The organism is Halomonas sp. A40-4 (genome assembly GCF_015767635.1).
Taxonomy (GTDB): Bacteria; Pseudomonadota; Gammaproteobacteria; order Pseudomonadales; family Halomonadaceae; genus Vreelandella; species Vreelandella janggokensis.
In genome coordinates this window covers 417904-437748 of the sequence record NZ_CP065230.1, presented here as the reverse complement: position 1 = coordinate 437748, position 19845 = coordinate 417904, and the positions used below count along the sequence as shown (strand labels likewise).

Here is a 19845-nt window from a genome sequence, read left to right as displayed (position 1 = left end):
CTTACTCCTGGTTATCCAGAGGCGTGCAGGGCTGAGTTAATGCCATTTCCTGTCTAAGTGCGGCGTCCTGTCGTGGCGGCTCAACTCTGGTGAACTGAGGAGCGGCCTCCACCTCCTCCGGCAACCGCGGCCCCTGCGCAGCTTGCCCGCTACCACTGCCTGGGCTGCCGCCGGAGTTGATCTTGACCTGTGGACCTACAATGGTGACGCCGCTGGGGTCGATTTTCAGAAAGCTGCCGCCGGCTTTGAGGGTGATTTCCGCGCCTGCTTCGATCACTACCTTCATGCCTGCCTTGTGGTGCACTTCCTGCCCGGCTTCCATCAGGTGCGCTCGGCCGATCTTTTCGTGGCGGGTGCCGTCGATCATCAGGTGGTCGTCGCCGTCGACCTTCGTATGGCGGTTGTTATGCACCGTGTGGTGATCGTCGTTATCGATCTCGCTGATGCGGTCGTTGTGCACCTTGAGGTGGCTGTCGCGGCGGATTTCTTCGGTGCGATCATTGAGCGTCAGTAGCTCCAGGTCTTTCTGGGCGTGGAGCCAGATCTGCTCTTCGCCCGCTTCGTCTTCAAAGCGCAGCTCGTTGAAGCCTTCTGCCTTGTGGCTTTGGGTGCGCAGCACCGTGCGGGTCTTGTGCTCGGGGAGTGGGTACGGCGCGGTATTGACCGCGTGGTAGGTGCGTCCGGTGACCAGCGGCTGGTCGGGGTCGCCTTCCAGGAAGGAGACAATCACTTCGTGGCCGATGCGCGGAATGGCAATACTGCCGTAGCCGCCGCCTGCCCAGCCCTGAGCGACCCGTACCCAACAGCTTGCCGTTTCATTGGGTTCAGCGTAGCGATCCCAGGGGAACTGGACCTTGACCCGGCCGTGTTCGTCGCAGTGAATCTCTTCGCCGTCGGGGCCGACCACAAAGGCGACCTGAGGGCCATCGACGCGGGGTTTGGGGTTGGGGGTGGCCCGCCAGGGCGCATCGCCGGGGATCAGCGTTACCTGATTATGGTAGCGGGTCATACCGGCAGCGTCACCCTGGGTGATGCCATCTTCTTCCAGCGCCTGGGGCTGTTCGCCGTGGTGAAGAACACTGATGGCCTGCCAGTCGCGGTTGAGGCTATCAGTATCGTGATCCGTCAGCGTAAAGCGCAGGCCGGGGGCGAGTTCGGACAGGTCACTTTCGGCGCTAGCGGTGATGGATTCCCGGCGTAGCTGTTCCAGGCGGATACGGGTAAAGGGCTCGCCGGAGGCGTCCTGCTTGTAGCGGCCGGGGTAGTCGTAGTGTTCGTAATCCACTTGCTGGCCGTGCTGCTCGACGTCCCGCCCCAGGTGGTCGTGCAATTGAGCGTAGGCGGGATTTTTAAAGCTGTAATCCTTGAGCGTGGCGGACGAACTCGCCACCCGGGCGGTGTGGCTAAGCTTGCGTACATGGCGCGTGGGCGCAGTGCCCCCGGCACGGCTGTGGTACGTGCGCTCGCCGAGATGGGTCAGTACCTGCGGGTCATCGGCAAACACCAGCCGATGGGCGCCGTTGGCACTATCTTCGAACTCATGAAAGTAAAACAGGCCTTCTTCGGCGGCCAGGCGCTCGATAAAGGCAAGGTCGGTCTCACGGTACTGCACGCAGTACTCGCGCTCGGCAAGCTCGCGGGTGACCGCAAAGACCACGCCGCGAATGCCTCGCTCATCGCAAAGGGTATTGATGATGGTGAGCGGGTCGACTTTCTGGAAGATGCGCGAGTTGTGGCGCAGTGAAAGCCGCCAAAGAGCGGGGCGCAGTACCAGGGAGTAGAAGGTACGCCGGTGGCCGCGGTCACCCCGGCCAAACTCGCTGACGATACCGTGCACCCGGCGTAGCGGTTCGCCGTCCTGCCAGATGGTCAGGGTGGCTTCGCGATCCAGGAGGTCGGCGGCATCCAGGCTGCCATCGCGGCTGGCCAGGTTGAGCGCCAGCTCGAAAGGCTGGGAGAGCGCTTCGCGGTGGGTAAAGTCAATCACCGCGATGTCGTCAACACCGGGGAGCGTTAGGGTGAATTGCAGACCTGTGCTTGTCATATCAACTGCCCTCCCCTGAGCCAGAGCCAATCACCACGCCGCCGCAATCCACCGCGTGGCCCGTCAGTGAAGCCGGTTTGCCATCGATTAAAATAGTGCTTGAACCCTGTGCGATGGCCCGTGGGTGTGGCGGATGGTCGGGTTTGTCATGTGGTGCCAGAGGGTCACCCACGCGGGCGATTGGTTTGCCGTCCATCACCACCGTGCCACTGCCTGCAGTGACCGGTGTCGGTGGAAAGCCATCGTGGTCGGTCCCCATGTCACCGACGAGTACAAATTTCTGGCCCATTGCGCTACTCCTTTTGCAATCCTGCTTATTCGTGCTTGGTCGCCCTGCTCATTTATCCCGCTCATTCATCCCACATGGCAGGCGCTTCATAGCTGGCGACGTCGAAGGCATCTACGTATTGGCGGCTGAACCCCGCTGCCTCGAGGCTATCGATGGCCGAGTGGCAAGAAACCGGCAGGCGTGTTTGCAGCGGTACGCCATTCAAGCTGCGGCGTACGGCTCTCAATAGCCGCGTGCCATGACCACTGCCTTTCCACTCCTGGCTGATGTAGAAAAACCGCAGCTGCCAAGCGGCCTCATCATCGGGCCGGCAGGCAAGTACCATACCCAGCGGGGGGCCCTCGCCAAGATGCAGTGCTAGCAGGCGCCCCTGCCAATGCACCACTTGGCCCTCCACTTGCTGGAGCCATAGGCCACGGTGAACGGTGAATTCCAGTGCGCGGCGCAATGTTTCAAGCACGCTGTTATCACGTAGCACCCAGGGCGAATGCCCCTTGGCATCTGCCTGGTAGACCGCTTCGAGAAACTTATCGATATCCTCATCGCGCGCCGACTCTAACGGGCGGGCACGCTTCACACCTTGACGCGCAGGGTGCGAAGCGGGCCGGGTATTACCCGAGGTAAACAGCTGCTTAAGTTGCTTAAGCATCGTTATCTCGCTCCGCATAGAGTGCTGACGGCAGTTGGAAGCCTGTCACCTGTGAGCGCGTAAAGGGATTGGGCGCCCCGTTGGCAAACAGGCGATAGCGCATCGTGCCGCCGTCAACGTTGAAGCGCAGTTCCAGCTCTCGCTCGCCAACGTTGGTGATATCGGCCTGTTCCAGCAGGCGGAACCATGCCCAGGCGCCATCCCGTGTCATGCTGCGAGGCGAGCGGTTGACCTCACTGGGCACCATCGTGACACGGCTCTCCGTTCCACCCCGCAGCGAGTTGGGCCATACCATCGACACGCGCTGGCTGGGGCTATGGGCATACTCGATCAGTTGGCCATCCACGCTAATCACGCTTCGCCGTTTATCGGGGCTCAGGCTGATGGGTTCGAGGGCAAACTCAACGTCCAGGGCACCATCCCGGCTGAAGTAAGCACGCCGAATCTGCTCGGCCTGGTCAACCGCGCTATGCACGCTGTCACGCAGTATCGAATTACCCTGGGCGTCCACTAGATGCTCGGGGGCGCCCTCAATGAAAGGCTTGAGGTTATCTTGATAGAACGCATCCAAGGTGCCGTCGGGCGCAAAGAAGTCCTCGAAATCGCTCAGCGACACGTCCCGGCTTGCATTGGGTACCAGGGGATAACGCCCGGCCAGGCGCTCCTGGTAGGGTGCCACGACATCATCAAGCCATTGGCGTTCGAGGTGGCGAGTGGCGCTGGCCATCAATAGCTGCCAGCTTTGGTCGGCCAAATCTTGCAGCATGCCACCCACCGGCTGAGGCGTGTTTTCGGCTATTTTTTCCAGGTTATTGATGGGGTCATCACCACGCAGCGATAGACGATCACGCACGTTCACAAAGGCAGCACGACCGGCGTCACCGGATTCTTCAATATCCAGCAGATAGTCGCGTAGCTCAGTGACCGCCGCCTTGATTTCCTCTAGTGAAGACGGATTATCATCGCGGGCTTCGCTGAGTTGATTGATGGGTGTGAAAGGCTGTTCAATCTGGGCAGCGAGTTCATAGCGCGGGGAGTGCCTTAATGCCTCACGCGCTTTTTCATCGTCTTCTGGAAGCTCTGGATAAAGGCTTGTGTTGTGCTCAACGGCCGATAGCAAACGATCCAGTGGACGCTTGGCACCCACCAGGGCGTCGGCCACCACAATGGCTTGATGAATATCCGGCAGGGGAACCAGTTGGGTATCGCGCAGAGCATCGCGCCAGCTGACATGGTAGTCACTGACATAGTGCTCACGCAGGGCGGTTTTCAACTGCTGTTTATCAGCGTCGCTGAAGTTGATGTCGTCCCGCTGACCCAGCGTCCACGCATCGATGAGCGCTAACTCAGTCGCATGCTCCAACTCTTGTAAAAAGTAGTTCTCAAAACCCTCACGCGTGAGCAAATACGGTAGCGTCACATGGTCCGGGTTGTCGTTGCGAGCCATGAAAACGGTATCAAACAGCGTGCCCACACGCCGCCGTAGATCCAAGGGGTCACCTTCACGACTTCCCGCTGTTTTCAATGCCTCATACACGCGCTCATCGATCGGCTGGCGTGACAGTTCCTCCTGAGCGGCGACCAGGCTGCCCCTGAGTGGCTCCATCGCCTGCTTGGCTCGCTGGCTGCCATCCGCGATATGCCCTTCCAGATCGGTATGGGCCATGGCGAAGTCAAGGTGATCAAGGAGGCGCTCCTGGATCGCACCCTGCTGGGGGAAGTCGCCTTGCCAGCGCCGCGCCATGAAACGCATCACCCGGTCTGGCTGACGACCGCTGGCGTCGGACATCATGCGCAGCACGCGCAGCAGGGCGAGTTTTTCATTGCTGCCTGCCTCGGCGCGGTTCATGTCATCCATGATGCCGATCATCAAGGCGGGCAGGAATTGATGCTCAAGCATCGCCACGTAGGCACGCTCTACCTGAGCACCGATGACATGCCCCTGATACAGCCCCATGTCTGCCAGGTACGGGGTATGGGTACGGTATTCATCGAAGGTTTCCAGCGCGCTGCGTAAACGATCAAGCGGCTCCAGCAGTTCATAACCGGTGGGATCATCACTTCTGAAAGCCTCAGGATCAGTGGCCAGAAAGGTTTCGGCACGGGCTTCCACGGCAGATAAGGAGACGCTGTTTTTCTGATAAAAATGCGTCCAGCCCCCCACCAGGACCACGCCCATGATCAGGCAGGCCGCCAGGCTTATATTGCGCGTGCGGCGACGCTGCCGGGTCACGCGGGCATTGTCACCCGCCAGCCCCGCTTCGGGATAAATGATATTTTCGAACAGTTCCTCGGTAAAATAGAGGGCGCTGCGCGTCGCCCGGTGAGCGGGCTGAACGCTTTCATCCATGCCATAGCGGCGAGCAGCGGCACCCACGAAGGGGTCTTCGGGCACTCCCTGCTGATAGACCGAGGTAAAGTAGGTACCGCGCACCATGGCGGCCGTCGAGAAACGATCGCTGGAAAGCGACTCGGTCAAAAAGCCCAGCAGCACATCGCGAAGCCCGGCCAGTTGACGCACGAAACGGAATACGGACTCGCGCTCTTCCCGGTCTCGGCATTCCGACAACATGGTGGGCAGTTGCTTGTTCAGACGCGCAAGCATTTCGTCGTACTCGGCTTCGAATTCGGCTTCCCACTTCCCTTGGGTTTCCATTGAGGCAGGGGTAAACGTAAAACCCAGCGGAGCTTTGCGGGCGGCGCGGGAGTAATGCCGGAAAAAGTCGTCAAAACCATGCAGCAAATCCATTTTACTGAAGGTGACATACACCGGCAGTCGCGTGCCGTGACGTTCCATGAGTTCACGCAGCCGGGTGCGCAACAGTGCCGCATAGGCCTTGCGCACGGCGACCTGGGCATGGCTTAAACGAGCGAGATCGAGCACCAGAACAACGCCATCGAGTGGCCGCTGGGCACGATTACGTTCCAACCACTCCACAAAGTGGTCCCACAACCGACTCTGAAGCGCTTGGGGCTCGCCGCCTTCCATCGCGCCCTGGGTGAGCAATTCACCGTCAGGATCGATCAGTACGGCTTGGTCACCGATCCACCAGTCAAAGCCAAGATGCCCTTGTTTGGTGCTTTGACCCGAGGCTTTCATCACATGGGTCAACGCAAAGTTCTGGCCAGAGCGGTTGATAAGGCTGGTTTTGCCGGCATTCTCTACCCCCATGACCAGATACCAGGGCAAGCGGTATCGGCTACTGTCACCCCCGCCCAGGTTGGCGGTAATTTCACTCAGAACGTTGTTGAGTGCCGTTTCCTGACGCTCCACCTGGAGCATCACCGGGTCTTGCTGGCGAGCCTCTTCCTGCTCACGCTCGTCATTCAACGAGCGTAACCGCCGTGCAAGGCGTACCCCCCAGATCACGACGACCACGGTGACGATGGCCAACGTCGCCAGCAAGCGGTTGGTCAGCGGGGCCAGGGGCGTTACGCCAAAGACCTCCCAGCGTGGCCCCAGCCACCAAATGGCAATCAATAACGCCACCACCAGCAGCGCCCAAAGCAGCGTTGAAAGCCGTAACAGTCCTTTTGCCTTGTTGCTCTTGGCCTTGGCACTATTGTGCGCGGTCTGTGCTCTCGATAGGCCCGGCACCCAGCGGCCCAGCTTTGATTTTAACGTTGACCACATTAGCCTTTATCCCTCGTCCCTTGTATTAACGATATCGTCAGTGCGATGCATTGAGTGCGGCTTCCAGCCGCGAGACCAATGTCGGCTCCCACTGCTCTAGCGCCAGCGCCGTGACTGTTTGGTGAAGCGTTCGGTAGTGCTGCTGAGCCAGACTTTCCAGTCCCGCTTCATGTAACAAATCTGCGCTTGCCAAACGCCAATAGGCGCTATCACGTGGCGAGCGGGCACGACTCAATCCTTGATCAAGCACTTTTAACGCGGCTCCGACATTGCCATCCGCCATGGCATCGCGAGCCTCTTGCAAGCCTGCCTGCCAAGCTTCCCCACCGTCGCTCGATGATCCCGCACCCTGCGAACTGCTGAACAACCACCGTTTTGTTTCATCATCAATAAATGCCACCCCGTTATTAAAGGCCAGGGTGTCGATACCCGATAACCGCTCCAAAAAGCGCTGGGCTTCCTCACGAATCGCCTCGGCGCAGCGGGGGTGCCCTAACTGTTTCGCAACCCCTGCGCTCAAGCGATGGCCTTCCAGCCAATAAGGGCTCAACGTCAGACTGTTCTCAATGCGCTCCCACAGGTCGTGATCGCTTCCCCGCGCAATCGCGTCGCGGTAATCGGCAACCCGGTCAGCTGAAACAGGCGCCAGTTCGGTTTTACCGTCCTCCCTGGCATTGGGAAGTGCCTGAATCGCGCCCCAGATCGCGAAACGACGCAATCGATAGGCCAAAGGTTCACCAGGGGTTTGCTCGAGCAGGAAATCGGCCATCTTCAACAAGCTTTGGCGATTCGAGCGCTCGTTTCCGGCTTCCATGCGCAGCTCAGGCGCTTTGGCTGAAGAGGGCTGCGTTGTCGTAGCCGACTGTCTATTCGCATCAGGCTGGTCAGGCAGCGTGTTGTCCGACGGCGTTGTCTCGGCAGCGGACGTTGATGCTGTCGGCCGTTGGGCAAGCAATTGTCGGCTCAGCTCATCCAGATTCTGCCCGGGCAACGCGTTCGCTTCTGCTTGCTGCTGGAGCTCTTCAAGCGATGCCCGACAGGCCTCAAATTCATCCTCTGCGTTGTGAAAATCGAGGCTCGACACCAACTTCACGCTGCGCTGGGTGAACTGCTGAAATAAACGGGTACGTAGCTTGGCACCCCGGCTGCCCGAGAACGGGTAAGCCTGTGACCACCAGGGCTGGTCAACGCTGCGGGCAAGCAGCCGCAGCGAAAGCGCAAATCGCACGCCATTCCCGCCGTGCTGCAGGCAATGCACTAAGTGCCCCAACACCTTTAGGTCCTTGCCTTTGTCGCTCAGCATCCGCACGGCAAGGGTTTCAGCGGTGTCCCAGTCAACGTGGGCATGCTGCAATGAGCCTACCTTCATCATTTCTTCATCGAGCGCCAGATAGTCATTGGTGTCTTCCAGCGGCTCGCCGACGGGGTGCCCTTCATCGTTAACGTCCAGCGGAGCCAATACGGGCGTTAGATGATCTTCAACGGTGATGCGCATTGAGTGACTCCTTTACCAGCGACACGCATTGCGCAGTGGTTGAATATCCTCACGAAGGCCTGATACATCAAAGCGCAGCCCGTCCAAGGCACTCTCATCACTGCGTAATGTCAGTTCCTCTGCACTAAGTAATTGGCGAAGGGTATCGATGGCAGGCAAACCGCGGCCGCCGCTAATCACCTGCCCACCGTCACGAACCCGCCACTGCTGCTCAATAACGCCTCCATGACCGGTAAGCTCAAGCGTCACTCGGGCGCTATCTATGGCTACCGGCATATGCAGTTGAAACCGGGTAATCAGCTTTTCACAGGCCATCACCATGATGGGCCTGGGCGGTGTGGTGCCTAATGCGGGCACACTGATCAGCACGTCGCTGCCCGCTTCGCGTATGATCAACCCCATGTCGTCGCCGGCGCGCGCCGCCTCCTGGCGTTCAATGGCGTGCCATAACGCGGGCAATTCGCTGGTGTCGACGCTTGGCGTTGGCGTTTTAAACAGCGCGTCGTAGCAGTTCAGGCGCTCTAAACGGGAGGACTCCTCGGCGCATGCCCGAGCATTTTCCAGCAACGCTGTGGACCCTTCCGCGCGGGAGGGGTGGCTTAATAGCGTCAATAGCAAAAGCAAACCACCGGCTAAGACGTGGCGGTTTAACAACATCGTGTTCATTTGGTATCCAGTTCTAATAGCTGGCATTTATGGGCCAGGGTTCGCTTGGGTAAACCGAGGCTTTCTGCTACCTGGGCACGATTGCCCCCGAACCGCCGCAAGCGTTGACGGATAATGGCGGACTCGACATCGCGCAGGGCTTGGCGCAGGTCATCAATGTCATCAGGTAGTGCGAACCCAGCGTCTTCCGTCACCTCCGATGCCGATGAGGTTTGATCGCTTTGTTCACCCGGCAACAGGTAAGCGTCGATATCGGCCCCCTGAGGCGTCATGGCGCAGGCATAATCAATCACGTTTTTTAGTTCGCGGACGTTGCCCGGGTAATCGCGGCGATACAGCAGGCGCAGTGCGGCGGGGGTAATGCCCATTTCGTCCCGTCCTTCGCGTTCACAAAAGTCGCGAATAAAGGACTGGGCTAACGTGGCAATATCGTCGCGCCGTTCGCAAAGTGGTGGCAATTCAAGAGGGAACTGGCCTAACCGGTAGTAAAGGTCTGCGCGAAACCGCTGCTCACGAATCTGTTCACGCAGCGGTTGATGCGTGGCCGCCACCAGGCGCAAATTCGCGCAGCGTTCCTCACTGGCCCCGAGCGGTCGGTAGCGGCCGCTTTCCAGCACACGCAACAGTTTGGCTTGCAGGGCTAACGGCATATCACCAATTTCATCAAGGAATAACGTGCCTCCATCCGCTTGGCTGATGAGTCCTTCGCGGGCCTGGTCGGCCCCGGAAAAAGCCCCCTTGGCATGGCCAAAAAGCTCTGACTCAAGCAGCGCTTCGGGAATGGCGGCACAGTTAATCGCCATGAAGGGACCTTTTGACCGTCCTGAAAGCTGATGGATAGCCCGAGCCACCCGGTCTTTGCCCGTGCCAGTTTCACCCTGGAGGAGGACTGCCAGATTTGTTTCGGCCGCACGCACCACATGCCGGCGCAGTGCTTGCATGGCTGACGACTGACCCAGCAGGTCGTCGGCGAGCTGATCAGCCAGTGCCTGGCGACGGGCACCATCGTTCAGTTTGGCAAGCGAATCTTGCAGCAAGCGTGAGCGCTGACGCTCCCCCTGCTCCCGGGCCAATCGGGCCCATACACGGCACAACAAGGCATCAAACGCCACCATGCCGGGGTCTTCCGTCAGGCTGCGTACCCTTGACTGGGTGCCTACCAATACCATCACCCCCAGCCATTCGCGGCCTTTGTCCGCCGCCCGCAGGGGGCGGATGTGCAGGTACGAGCCTGCGCCAAGTGCGGCCACCTGTTGCTGGAAAGTGGCATCATCCAGGCGTGTGCGTGCATCGGCGACGCTAAGGGTCAACGCTTTGCCGCTGCGAATGACGTGGGCATAGGGGTGATTGAAATCGCTGCAATCAAACTGCCCCTCATCGCCATCTCGCCCCAGCCAGCGGCCGCTGCCATCGATATACAGGCATTCGGCCGATGCCAGCCCCAGTTGGTCTTGCAGCAGTTGGGCTGCTCGCTGGCGCAACATCGACGTTGAGCGACTTTCCACCAGCATCAATGCCAATGGCATAGCCGCCAGTTCAGCTGATAACGCACTCTTGGCAGTGGATGTGGCATCGGCAGCAGACGTCATGGTGTCAGGCTACCTCCGCCGTAAAGCTGCCGTGATCAGGATCGACTCCCAACACAACGCTAGCCACGCTTTCACGACGCGCCATCCGCTCAAGCAGTGCACGGGAAAGCGGCGGTAACAACTCGCCGTCGATCACCGACTCCAGCATGCGGGCCCCATTTTCACTGCGCGTTGCCCGAGCACAGATCGCCTCGACCAGCGCATCATCCAGTGTCACGTCTGCCTGACGGTGGCGTTCGCGGATGCGCGCCGCCAGGGTGGCAAGCTTGGCATTGACGATAGCACGGAGGGTATCGCCCTCTAGTGGTAAGTAAGTCACCACTTCCATACGTGCCAGCAAGGCCGGCTTGAAGAAGTCGGCCAGCTGCGGATAGAGCGCATCGTCGAGTGCCGTGGGGTTATCACGGTGAGCGACGATGGTTTCATAACCCAGATTGGACGTGAGGAAGAAAAGCACGTTCTTACAGTCGATCAACCGGCCTTCCCCATCCGCCAGCTCGCCTTTATCAAACGCCTGGTAAAACAGATTGAGCACATCAGGGTGGGCTTTTTCCACTTCGTCCAGCAGAACGACCGAATAAGGGCGCTGACGAATCGCCTCTGTCAGCAGCCCACCTTCACCAAAACCGACATAACCGGGCGGCGAACCAATAAGGCGGGATACTGTGTGCTTTTCCTGGTACTCGGACATGTTGATCGTCGTAAGAAACTGGCGACCGCCATACAGCTGGTCGGCGATCTGTACCACGGTTTCGGTCTTGCCGACCCCGCTGGGGCCAACGAGCAGGAAAGCACCCAGCGGCCGCCCAGGGCGACGCAGGTCGGCACGCGCGGTCAGTAGATGACGGTGGATACGTTCAATGGCAGCGTCTTGCCCCTGAATCATGTCACCAAGGTAGGCAGGTAGCGCGGTCAAACGCGTTAATTCATCGCTTGTCATCCGCTCAACCGGCACGCCGGTCCAGTCGCCAATCACCTGGGCAACTTGCGCTTCTTCAACGCTCGGGTTGACCAGGGTAAAGGTCTGCTGCAATTGGGCTAGCTGCTGTTCACGCGCCGCCAGCTCGGCGTGCAGGGAAGAGGAAAGCGGGTCTTCAGCATGACTGCCGTCATCGAGTAGTTGGCGGTGCAAGGCGACGATGGCATCGACACATTCACGCTGCTCGCCCCAGGCCGCTTCCAGCGTCGCCAGTTCATCGTCGAGGTTGGCTAAACGCTCGTCGAGTTCCTGACGGCGTGATACGTCGACGTCTCGGCCCAGCAGCGTTTCACGGGCTAGCTGATCACGTTCGCGCAGCGCTGCGGTATGCTCGCTTTGCAAATGGCTAAGCTTTCGCGGCGGTGTATCAAGCGTTTGTGCCAGGCGCGTGCAGGCAGTATCCAGCACGTCGATCGCCTTATCCGGCAATTGCCGACCGGCCAGGTAGCGAGCGGACAGGGCCGCTGCCGCTCTTAGGCCACTGTCGCCAATCAGTACGCCGTGGGCCTGTTCATAGACATCCCGTAAGCCCCGCAGAATCACCAGGGCTTGATCGACGCTGGGCTCAGACAGCGTAACGGGTTGAAAGCGCCGCGAGAGCGCCGGGTCTTTTTCAAAGTATTTCTTGTACTCCCGCCAGGTAGTGGCGGCGATGGTGCGCAGCACCCCTCGCGCCAGCGCTGGCTTGAGCAAATTGGCCGCATCACCACCGCCTTCCTGGTTACCCGCACCAATCAGGGTATGCGCCTCATCAATAAACAACAGCGTGGGGCGCGCCGCGTTCTTAACCTCGTCAATGACAGCTTTAAGCCGTTTTTCAAACTCACCTTTGACAGCCGCCCCTGCTTGCAGGGCCCCAAGGTCGAGCGTGAGCAGCTCGACATCGGCAAGCGCCGCAGGCACCTGGCCGGCCACAATGCGCGACGCGAGACCTTCAACGACAGCACTTTTGCCGACCCCGGCATCGCCAATTACGATGGGGTTGTTTTTGCGTCGACGCCCCAGGATATCGAGCATCTGGTCGATCTCAGGGTCGCGCCCCAATACAGGGTCGAGCGTGCCTTGTCGCGCCTGCTCGGTGAGTGAGGTAGCGAAGCGTGCCAGCGCACTGTCGTCAGCGTCAGCGGGTACTTGGCGTGGAAACCCCGTTGCCTCGTCCTGGGGAGCTTCGGCTGAATCCGCGGTTATCGGATCCAGGTGGCGGCGCAGGTTTTCCCGGTTGATGTCAGCCAGCAGCCTTACCGCACCTGCTCCCAGGTAGCGTTCCGGGTTATGCAGCAGCGCGGTAAATACAGCGCCGCTTCGCAGGGTTGGGTGCTGATACTCGGTGGAGGCAAGTAACCAGGCATCTTGAAGCAGCTCGACCAAAAGCGGTGAAAAGCTCGGCGTTGCCACCTCTACCTCGCGGGGTGGGCGTGTTTCTTCCGCCAACTGCGCACGTAACGGTGCGATATCCATATCCAGGTGTTCACATATGATGCGCACATCGCACAGCGGCTGATCCAGCATGGCTTGCAACAAATGCCCCACCGTCACCTCGGGCGCCTGCTGTTGCGCACACAGCAACGCGGCTTGCTCTAGCCCTTGGCGAGCAATCGTATTAAGACGGCCAATGAGCGCTGGTAGCTCTACCCTGAGCATGGTTTCTCCTAACGGTAAAGTTGATTAAGTAGCGAGGTAATTTGTGCCGCCTGTTGGTCCAGCGACCAGGAAAAGCCCCAATAAACGCCGACCATGGCGATACCAAACAACGCAAAGATGCCCCAGGTAGGGAAATGCGTTGAACGGCGTTGATGCCCCTGCACGACATTATCGAGGGGGTGAGTTAGCGCTTCTTCACCTGGCTCCTCGAGGCTGTTTAGCTGGTCACCCAAGGCCCTGACAACTTGCTCGTACTCTTCACGACCGTGAGACATCACCCGGTATCGACCTTCAAAGCCAAGGCACAGGCACAGGTAAATGAACGCCAGCATGTCTCGGTAGCGTTGGGGTTCTTGCTGGAGGCGGGCAAGAATCGAAAACACTTTTTCACCGCCCCAGGTTTCGTTATGAAAGCGGGTCAACAGCGAGTGTTCGGCCCATTTACTTTGCCGCCCCCAGGGCATGCCCATCACGGCCTCATCGATAAACGAACACAGCACGTAGCGATAGGCGAGCAGCGTGGCTCGGTCATAACCCTGCTCGGTCAGCTCGATTTCAATGGCAGCGATTTCATCGACAACCTGACGGTAAAGGCGCTCAATATCGCCCGCTTCATCCAGTTGCCGCACCCTGACCACCATGCCCAGCAGGCTGCTGGCCGCATCAACCAAAGGATTCAGGTTATGCCCGCGCAAGCGGAACCAATAATCCTCATCGGCATCAAGCTGCTCGGCGTGGCTATGAATCAAATGCTCCAAACCACGCTCGTTAATTAGATCCTCATGACGCACGCTGTCATTAGGTGCCTGGGAACGGCTCAAGCTGTGCGAATCGGTGGCAAGCTGCTGCATGGTTTAACTCCTGATAGCCCAGAACTGCATTTCCAGCCCTGGAAATTCACCGGCGACGTGAAAAGCAAAGCCGCTGGCACCGTTGAGCATGCCCCACGCCTCGCTTTGGCGGTCGAGCTGGAAATAGCTATAGCCAGCGTGATAGGGCAGTTCGCGGGGAGCCACCGGTAACGGCTCAAGCGGAATGCCGGGTAGCTGAAGGCTGATGAGATCGCGGATTCGCTCGACGCTCGCCACCTTGGTTTGCTGTAAAAACAGCTTGCGTAGCCGTTCATTGGGCATGTCGGCGCGCACGGCGAGGATGAATTCCGCAGATTCGATCAGGCTAAGGTCAGACAGCGGCGCCACTAGCAGGCCATAGCGTCGTGTCTGCAGCTGGATAGCCACGGCACGGGGTTCGAGCACCGTCGACAGCGCCTGGCGAAGCATTTTCATCAACGGATGAAAGGCGCCTTCCGGGTGATCGTGGTCGTAGGCAGGACACTCTGGGGGCAGCCGTGATTCGTCAGTGAAGGTGACAAGTTCACAGGCCACTTCATGCATGGTGTCGTAAAGTCGCTCAGGGTGCAGTTGACCCAACCGAGCGAGGTGCTGAAAACGCGGCTGGGCGCGGTTAAGCAGTTGCAGCAACATAAAATCGGAGACGTCAGCGACGCCCGCCTGATGCGGGGTTGACAGGCGCTGGGCAATGTTACGCGCGCGCTCACGCATCAACCCGGCCATCTCGCCCACAAAGCGCTGCAACCCAGGTGCCGCTTGCACATTGAGCAGCGTTGGCAAGAACTGCTCATCAAGCACCAGGCTGCCGTCAGGGCGACGCTCTACAATGCGCGCAACGGCGAGGCAGGCGTAGCCGCTACGGTCATCGCGTTCGAGCAGCAAGCGGGGCGACACCCGAGCGACATTGATATCGGTGGACACGCCCTCCTGTGAGTGAAGATCACGCACGCTGCGCGACAATAACCGGTAGCGCGCCGGCAAGTTGTCTTCAGGCCAACGCACTTCGCCAATACCATCGGTTGCCAGCGGCAAGCCTAGGTACACGACCTGATTGGTAATACTGGCGTCACTAATTTCCAGCGGCGCGGGCTCAACGTCATCGCCTGGCAGGTGAAACGCCACGCCGTCGGGCATGACGCCACTTGCCCGACTGATGGCGATGCGGCCAAAACTGAGGAATTCATTATTGAGTTCCAGCGAGAGAAAGCCGTATAAATAATGGCTTACCCCCTTTAAGCGCGTATCCAACATCCCTTCCAGGCTGCGCTGCTGTTGCTGGAAGTGCTGAGGCTTAATGAATAAGCCCTCGCTCCACACCACACGATTCCGGCTGGCCATTATCCCTCCTTCCTTAACTCAACTTCGCTGTCACGGAGGTGAACCAGCAGGTGATAGTGCTCGCCACGGCTTTTCACCTTGACGACCTTCTTCCATTCCGCCTCATTGGGGGAGGCGTAATACGCAATCAGCCCGATATAGCGAGTGTTTTCATCAACCTCGAAGGGCGCGTAGAACTTCCACTGCTCCGGCAGCAACGTAAAGTCGTCGTGGGCCAGGTAATTCGTGCCAAGGGTTTCTTCCAGGTCGCTTTCCAGTTGACCTAAATCCGCTGCCATTAGCATTGAATCATCTTTCAACTGCAGGACTTGAAAGCGAAGCGGTGTCCCCTCGCCTTCCACGTTAGGGTTCACGTCAGGTTCCGCCAGCATGCTGAGGTCAACCTTGGTAGGCTGATCACCGGGATAACCCACCGGGATGTCGGGGTCCTTCATGACCTGCCAGGCTTTACTGGTAGCTTCCCGAGTCGACGCGCAGCTTGTCAGCAGCAAGGTGAGGCAGAGCAGTCCGACAAGCCTTGCGATACCAGGCGCAATCATGCGTCCTCCCGCTGCTGGCGACGCACAGACTGGTCGTAGGCTTGCTCAAACACCTCCCAAAACAGCTTTTGAAACCCTTGCTGCCGGTCAGAATTCAGTTCTCGGTAATAGTGGTCATACATTTCCCACGCCCAGCCACTTTCGTTATCGATACGATTTCCGGCGCCGCGATAGGCATGAAAGCGTTTAAGCAACGCCTCGGGGGAAAAGGCGTCCAGAATGGCGCTCAATGCGTGGCCAATGGCGTCTTCGACCGCCGCTTGATGCTGGCCTTGGTGACGCAGACTCTCGGCCACGGCTTCCGGAGCTGATAGGTGTACTGGACTGCGGGACGCCGACAGCATGGTTTCAGCCGTTTCCTCGAATGACTGCCCTAATCGCAGCGGATTGTCTTCGATCGGTTGCAGGCGCCGGTCACGTAGCGGGTACTTACTGTCATTTTGGGTCTGTTGTAATACCCGCAGCCCGTCGATGGCAGCACGCAGGGTTTGGCCGGCTTCTTCCAGGAAAGCTTGTTGCTCTTCACTGTCCCGAAAAGGCAGGTCAATCCCCAATCCCCGCAGCAATGGGTCAGCACCAACATGGCTTAGCGAGCGCGTCGTCGGTTTTTGCCAACGGTCTTCCAATTGCTCACCCACCGAGCGTTCCAGGTCATCTAATTGCCGCTCATCCATGTTATTGCTCCTGTGCGTTTTTTGGCCGTTAAGAGAGGGTATGTCTGGCAGGCTCACCGCTTCGTGGCGGCGCTCTTGTTGAGCCCATTGCTGATATTCATGGCGCTGGGAAACGGGCAGTGTATCGACCGATTCCAACATGGCCGGTCTGGGAGCATCGTCTTCCAGTGCCACCATCGGGTCGTGCTGCAACGATCCAGGGATGACACCGCCCAGCGCTTCAATAGGATCTTCGCGCTGTGGTTGCTCACGACTGGGACCGTGGCTCCCCACCGGCGACGCATACCCATGGACGGTGACGTCTTCGTGCTCCTCGTCAACCAGAGTCGCGAGCGAGTGCGCGCCAGGCTGCCAGGACTGACGATCGCCAAGATGCACTTTCAAGCGGTACTCACCGATCAGCAGCTCGTCACCGTCACGCAGTGCTGCTTTCCGGCCACGCCCCAAAGGCAAGGTCGAGCGGTTGATGAAGGTTTGCCCACTGCTATCGATGAGGCAAAATTTCCCGTCAATTCTGGTAATGTCGGCGTGGCCGGGCCGAATACGCCCTCTATGGTCTTGCAGTAGCCAGTTATCGTGCGTGCCGCTGCCCAAGGTGCCACCGCCGCCACGGAAGACGAAACTGCTCGTCGAGCGCCCTTCGAGCGCTTCACTGTTGACAACCACCAAGGTGATGGCATCGGTCTGAATGGCATTCATGGTTTAACTCGTCATTTGGATGCGCACGCGGCGACGACTTGGGTTATCAACGCTTTCTGGGTCGACAAAGGTGGTCCAGCCAAGCTGACACGAACCACCATCCCCCAGACGCATGGGTTTGACAGCGCTGGGCAACAGTTCAAGTTCAAGGTCATAGGCCAGCGGCTCACGCAGCACAAAACTCACCAGTGTTTTCAATGAATTATGCTCCTCACCATCGGGCAAAAAGTCTCTAAAACGAGAGAGGCTCAAGCCCCGCAAGCAAAGCGCGAATTTGCCCTTGACGTCGGCAACACGCTCCCCGGCCACCACGTCCTCGCCCAAGGTCATACCGGCAAGGCCCGCGCGGCTTCGTTGGTCGGGGGGTATGTCGACCCAACGCAACACCCACTCATCAACCTCTACCTGATCCAGGTCAAAACAATGACCGACAATGCCGCATACCACGTCGGGAGAGCGCGAGCGGCCCGCCAGCAGACCTGCGTAGGCCAGCATCTTGCTCCAGTTGATCGGCGTCTCGCCGCGCAGATCACCGTCGGCTAGTCCCACCAACGCAAAAATCGCCGCTGAAAACCCGTCCTTGGCATCATCCTGGTAACGCACGTAGTGGCGGTATTTACGCCAATTACGGTGCATCAGGGTCAGCAGGCGATGATTAAAAAAATCCAGAAAATCGCCTGCCGCCCCTTCCTGATGCGCTGACTCATGGGCCAGCGCTTCAAGGTAATAGCTCGGGAGCGGCGACTGGGCGCCCTGCAGCCCCATAAAGCTGACCTTCATCTCGTACTGGCCACTTTCGTTCATCGCCAGGGTCAGCACATCGCTACCGGGGAAGCCCAGTGAAGCCGATGCCTTGAAGCGGACGCGCTGCAGTGAGGGCACGCTACCGCCAGGCCCCTGCTCTAAATCATCGCCATGATGACGGTGCAGGAGCTCAACCAACTGGAAAAACTCGTAACGTCTTGCCTCCTTAATGAGAGGCGTTAGCGCTACATCAGGGGCTGCTGCCCCGCCTGTAAACTCCATGTGTAGCGCTCTTGGTTATGTCGATTAACAACATGCAACTCATGAAAAGAGTTGATGCTGGCGTAAAGAGAGAAAAACCGCGCCAGCACACTGCCAAACAGGTACAAACTGCCTTCATCACCAAAGGCGTCCTGGTCCAACGTCATCACTGAGCGAAGGCCACGTATGGGCATGCCTTTGCGCAGTCGATCAACCGACTGTGTTTCGATATCCACGATGCCTGCCCATCTTTTTTGCGCGATGCGTTCTGCTTGACGATCGACAAGCGCGCGAAAGTCATAAGCTCGCAGCACTGAACACAGGGCATCACGCTCCAGTAACGAGAGGTAGTTGAGGGACAGGTTGGAGATCAGCATCCAGAGCAGCCCATCATCCAGTGCGGGTCGCAGCACGGGCGTCGGCCGGGTGATATTGCGAAAGTCGGCATAGGCAGGGCTGTTCTCAGTTGGCACGCAAACATCACCCACCGTCAGTTGCTCTGGCAATTCACGATTGCTGCAAGTCAGCTGCAATGAGATTGTTTCACGGCTTTCAAGGTGTGCCTGCTCGTCGCCCCGCATAAAGGCAATATCGTGGTCAAAGCCATCACTACGCAGGCTGTCACGCACTCGTAAACGGTAATAGAGGGCTTCACGCCCCCGGTCGCGCTCCATTTGATGCTGAAAACTTTCAAAGGGAACGTAACGCCGAGGCTCGCCCTGCCGGTCTGTCTCTGCTCGCCCTACCCAACCGTGAACATTGTCGACGCTGAACACTTCATAATGTGACGGTGAGCGTGTACTGGGCCGCAGGCGATACTCGCTACGCTCACCGCTCAGGTCGATCGGCTCGGCATCGTGGCTTAACAAGTTAATCGCGGGCGTGCAATAAAGCGCCAGGTGCTCATCCTGAACCCGCACATCCGTCGGCAGAGTGCGAGAAAACTCAAAGCGCAACGTGACCCTTTCCGCGGGTTTTGACGGTAAGTACTGGTTCAGCCTTGTGACATCGAAGAAATGAAACGCCTCGGGAAAGCAGAGGTACTCTTGTAAAATTCGGTAGCCCTGATGCACATTACGGGGGTAAGGCAATAGCGCCTGATCGCGCTCAAAACCTACCGCTTGAAGTGCATTGGTGGGCAGGGATTGCTGCCAGCCGTCAACGTCCAGCTCGACGCGGGTCAGGTAGTGATTAAGCCATAGGTACAACGTTCTTGCCGTATAGGCATCGCCGCCCAGATGCAGCCGCAACGACTCAATCCCCATGGCGTCCATCGGCTGGTCGCTATGCACATCCATCGCCAGCTCGACCACCGAGGTTTCACGGGTATGGCGCGCGCTCACACCACTATGAGCTAGCGGGTATAGCGTTACATCGTGACAAGTGCGGAATAAACAGGCGGTCTTTTCCACGGGCGTACTGGCAAGTGATGTGCCTCTTGCAACGGGCTGCTGATGGCTTAACGCATGCCACGCTGGGGTAAATTGCACGACCGTCATGCTGGGTACGGGCCGCAGGTAGTTCGGCCACAGCATGCTGATAAGCGAATGGGTGAGCTCAGGAAACTCGTCTTCCACTTTCTCACGCATACGACCGGTTAAAAAGGCAAACCCTTCCAGCAGGCGCTCGACATCCGGGTCGGTACTGCGCTCAGATAGGAAGCGACTCAGGCCTGGATTTGCTTGTGCAAACTCCCGTCCCTGACGCTTCAGAAAGTTGAGTTCATCTCGATAATAGCGATTGAGCATGCGTG

14 protein-coding genes are annotated in these 19845 nt (G+C 58.7%); all 14 read right to left on the bottom strand.

The genetic code is table 11. From position 1 onward, the window contains the following. Position 1: 1 nt before the first annotated feature. On the bottom strand, positions 2–2044 hold the full coding sequence (locus IT895_RS02135) for a type VI secretion system Vgr family protein (protein WP_199284564.1): 2043 nt from the start codon (positions 2042–2044) through the stop codon (positions 2–4). 1 nt (position 2045) lies between these two features. Next, positions 2046–2333: a type VI secretion system PAAR protein gene (locus tag IT895_RS02130; RefSeq protein WP_085919035.1), complete on the bottom strand. Its 288-nt coding sequence runs from the start codon at positions 2331–2333 to the stop codon at positions 2046–2048. A gap of 61 nt (positions 2334–2394) precedes the next feature. Then, positions 2395–2982 carry a GNAT family N-acetyltransferase gene (locus IT895_RS02125; protein WP_199284563.1) on the bottom strand — a complete coding sequence of 196 codons (588 nt, stop codon included), beginning with the start codon at positions 2980–2982 and terminating at the stop codon, positions 2395–2397. Then, the gene (gene tssM, locus IT895_RS02120) at positions 2975–6616 is read right to left on the bottom strand and encodes a type VI secretion system membrane subunit TssM (protein WP_199284562.1); all 3642 of its coding nucleotides are present in this window, start codon (positions 6614–6616) and stop codon (positions 2975–2977) included. The genes IT895_RS02125 and tssM overlap by 8 nt, the downstream gene beginning before the upstream one ends. Positions 6617–6653: 37 nt before the next feature. After that, positions 6654–8111 carry a type VI secretion system protein TssA gene (tssA, locus tag IT895_RS02115; RefSeq protein ID WP_199284561.1) on the bottom strand — a complete coding sequence of 486 codons (1458 nt, stop codon included), beginning with the start codon at positions 8109–8111 and terminating at the stop codon, positions 6654–6656. A gap of 12 nt (positions 8112–8123) precedes the next feature. Continuing rightward, positions 8124–8777 (bottom strand): type VI secretion system-associated protein VasI, encoded by a 654-nt coding sequence (gene vasI / locus IT895_RS02110; protein WP_199284560.1) that lies wholly within the window; start codon positions 8775–8777, stop codon positions 8124–8126. Further along, positions 8774–10366 (bottom strand): sigma-54 interaction domain-containing protein, encoded by a 1593-nt coding sequence (locus IT895_RS02105; RefSeq protein WP_199284559.1) that lies wholly within the window; start codon positions 10364–10366, stop codon positions 8774–8776. Before IT895_RS02105 ends, vasI begins: the two co-directional genes overlap by 4 nt. 4 nt (positions 10367–10370) lie before the next feature. Then, positions 10371–12986, bottom strand: a complete 2616-nt coding sequence (gene tssH, locus IT895_RS02100) for a type VI secretion system ATPase TssH (protein ID WP_199284558.1) — start codon at positions 12984–12986, stop codon at positions 10371–10373. A gap of 8 nt (positions 12987–12994) precedes the next feature. Beyond that, positions 12995–13837 carry a type IVB secretion system protein IcmH/DotU gene (gene icmH, locus IT895_RS02095; protein WP_085919042.1) on the bottom strand — a complete coding sequence of 281 codons (843 nt, stop codon included), beginning with the start codon at positions 13835–13837 and terminating at the stop codon, positions 12995–12997. A gap of 3 nt (positions 13838–13840) precedes the next feature. Further along, positions 13841–15175 (bottom strand): type VI secretion system baseplate subunit TssK, encoded by a 1335-nt coding sequence (tssK, locus tag IT895_RS02090; RefSeq protein ID WP_085919043.1) that lies wholly within the window; start codon positions 15173–15175, stop codon positions 13841–13843. Beyond that, complete coding sequence (tssJ, locus tag IT895_RS02085) at positions 15175–15714, bottom strand: type VI secretion system lipoprotein TssJ (protein WP_085919044.1); 540 nt, start codon at positions 15712–15714, stop codon at positions 15175–15177. Before tssJ ends, tssK begins: the two co-directional genes overlap by 1 nt. Beyond that, a complete protein-coding gene (gene tagH, locus IT895_RS02080) occupies positions 15711–17087 on the bottom strand; it encodes a type VI secretion system-associated FHA domain protein TagH (RefSeq protein ID WP_085919045.1) in 1377 nt (458 codons plus the stop codon). The genes tssJ and tagH overlap by 4 nt, the downstream gene beginning before the upstream one ends. Positions 17088–17090: 3 nt before the next feature. Further along, positions 17091–18113 carry a type VI secretion system baseplate subunit TssG gene (gene tssG / locus IT895_RS02075; protein WP_199284557.1) on the bottom strand — a complete coding sequence of 341 codons (1023 nt, stop codon included), beginning with the start codon at positions 18111–18113 and terminating at the stop codon, positions 17091–17093. Continuing rightward, positions 18077–19840: a type VI secretion system baseplate subunit TssF gene (gene tssF, locus IT895_RS02070; protein WP_199284556.1), complete on the bottom strand. Its 1764-nt coding sequence runs from the start codon at positions 19838–19840 to the stop codon at positions 18077–18079. Before tssF ends, tssG begins: the two co-directional genes overlap by 37 nt. Positions 19841–19845: the final 5 nt, after the last annotated feature.

Bases quoted from the DNA above. Each gene is read 5' to 3' on its own strand.
- IT895_RS02135 (WP_199284564.1), bottom strand. From the start codon at position 2,044: ATGACAAGCACAGGTCTGCAATTCACCCTAACGCTCCCCGGTGTTGAC.
- IT895_RS02130 (WP_085919035.1), bottom strand. From the start codon at position 2,333: ATGGGCCAGAAATTTGTACTCGTCGGTGACATGGGGACCGACCACGAT.
- IT895_RS02125 (WP_199284563.1), bottom strand. From the start codon at position 2,982: ATGCTTAAGCAACTTAAGCAGCTGTTTACCTCGGGTAATACCCGGCCC.
- tssM (WP_199284562.1), bottom strand. From the start codon at position 6,616: ATGTGGTCAACGTTAAAATCAAAGCTGGGCCGCTGGGTGCCGGGCCTA.
- tssA (WP_199284561.1), bottom strand. From the start codon at position 8,111: ATGCGCATCACCGTTGAAGATCATCTAACGCCCGTATTGGCTCCGCTG.
- vasI (WP_199284560.1), bottom strand. From the start codon at position 8,777: ATGAACACGATGTTGTTAAACCGCCACGTCTTAGCCGGTGGTTTGCTT.
- IT895_RS02105 (WP_199284559.1), bottom strand. From the start codon at position 10,366: ATGACGTCTGCTGCCGATGCCACATCCACTGCCAAGAGTGCGTTATCA.
- tssH (WP_199284558.1), bottom strand. From the start codon at position 12,986: ATGCTCAGGGTAGAGCTACCAGCGCTCATTGGCCGTCTTAATACGATT.
- icmH (WP_085919042.1), bottom strand. From the start codon at position 13,837: ATGCAGCAGCTTGCCACCGATTCGCACAGCTTGAGCCGTTCCCAGGCA.
- tssK (WP_085919043.1), bottom strand. From the start codon at position 15,175: ATGGCCAGCCGGAATCGTGTGGTGTGGAGCGAGGGCTTATTCATTAAG.
- tssJ (WP_085919044.1), bottom strand. From the start codon at position 15,714: ATGATTGCGCCTGGTATCGCAAGGCTTGTCGGACTGCTCTGCCTCACC.
- tagH (WP_085919045.1), bottom strand. From the start codon at position 17,087: ATGAATGCCATTCAGACCGATGCCATCACCTTGGTGGTTGTCAACAGT.
- tssG (WP_199284557.1), bottom strand. From the start codon at position 18,113: ATGGAGTTTACAGGCGGGGCAGCAGCCCCTGATGTAGCGCTAACGCCT.
- tssF (WP_199284556.1), bottom strand. From the start codon at position 19,840: ATGCTCAATCGCTATTATCGAGATGAACTCAACTTTCTGAAGCGTCAG.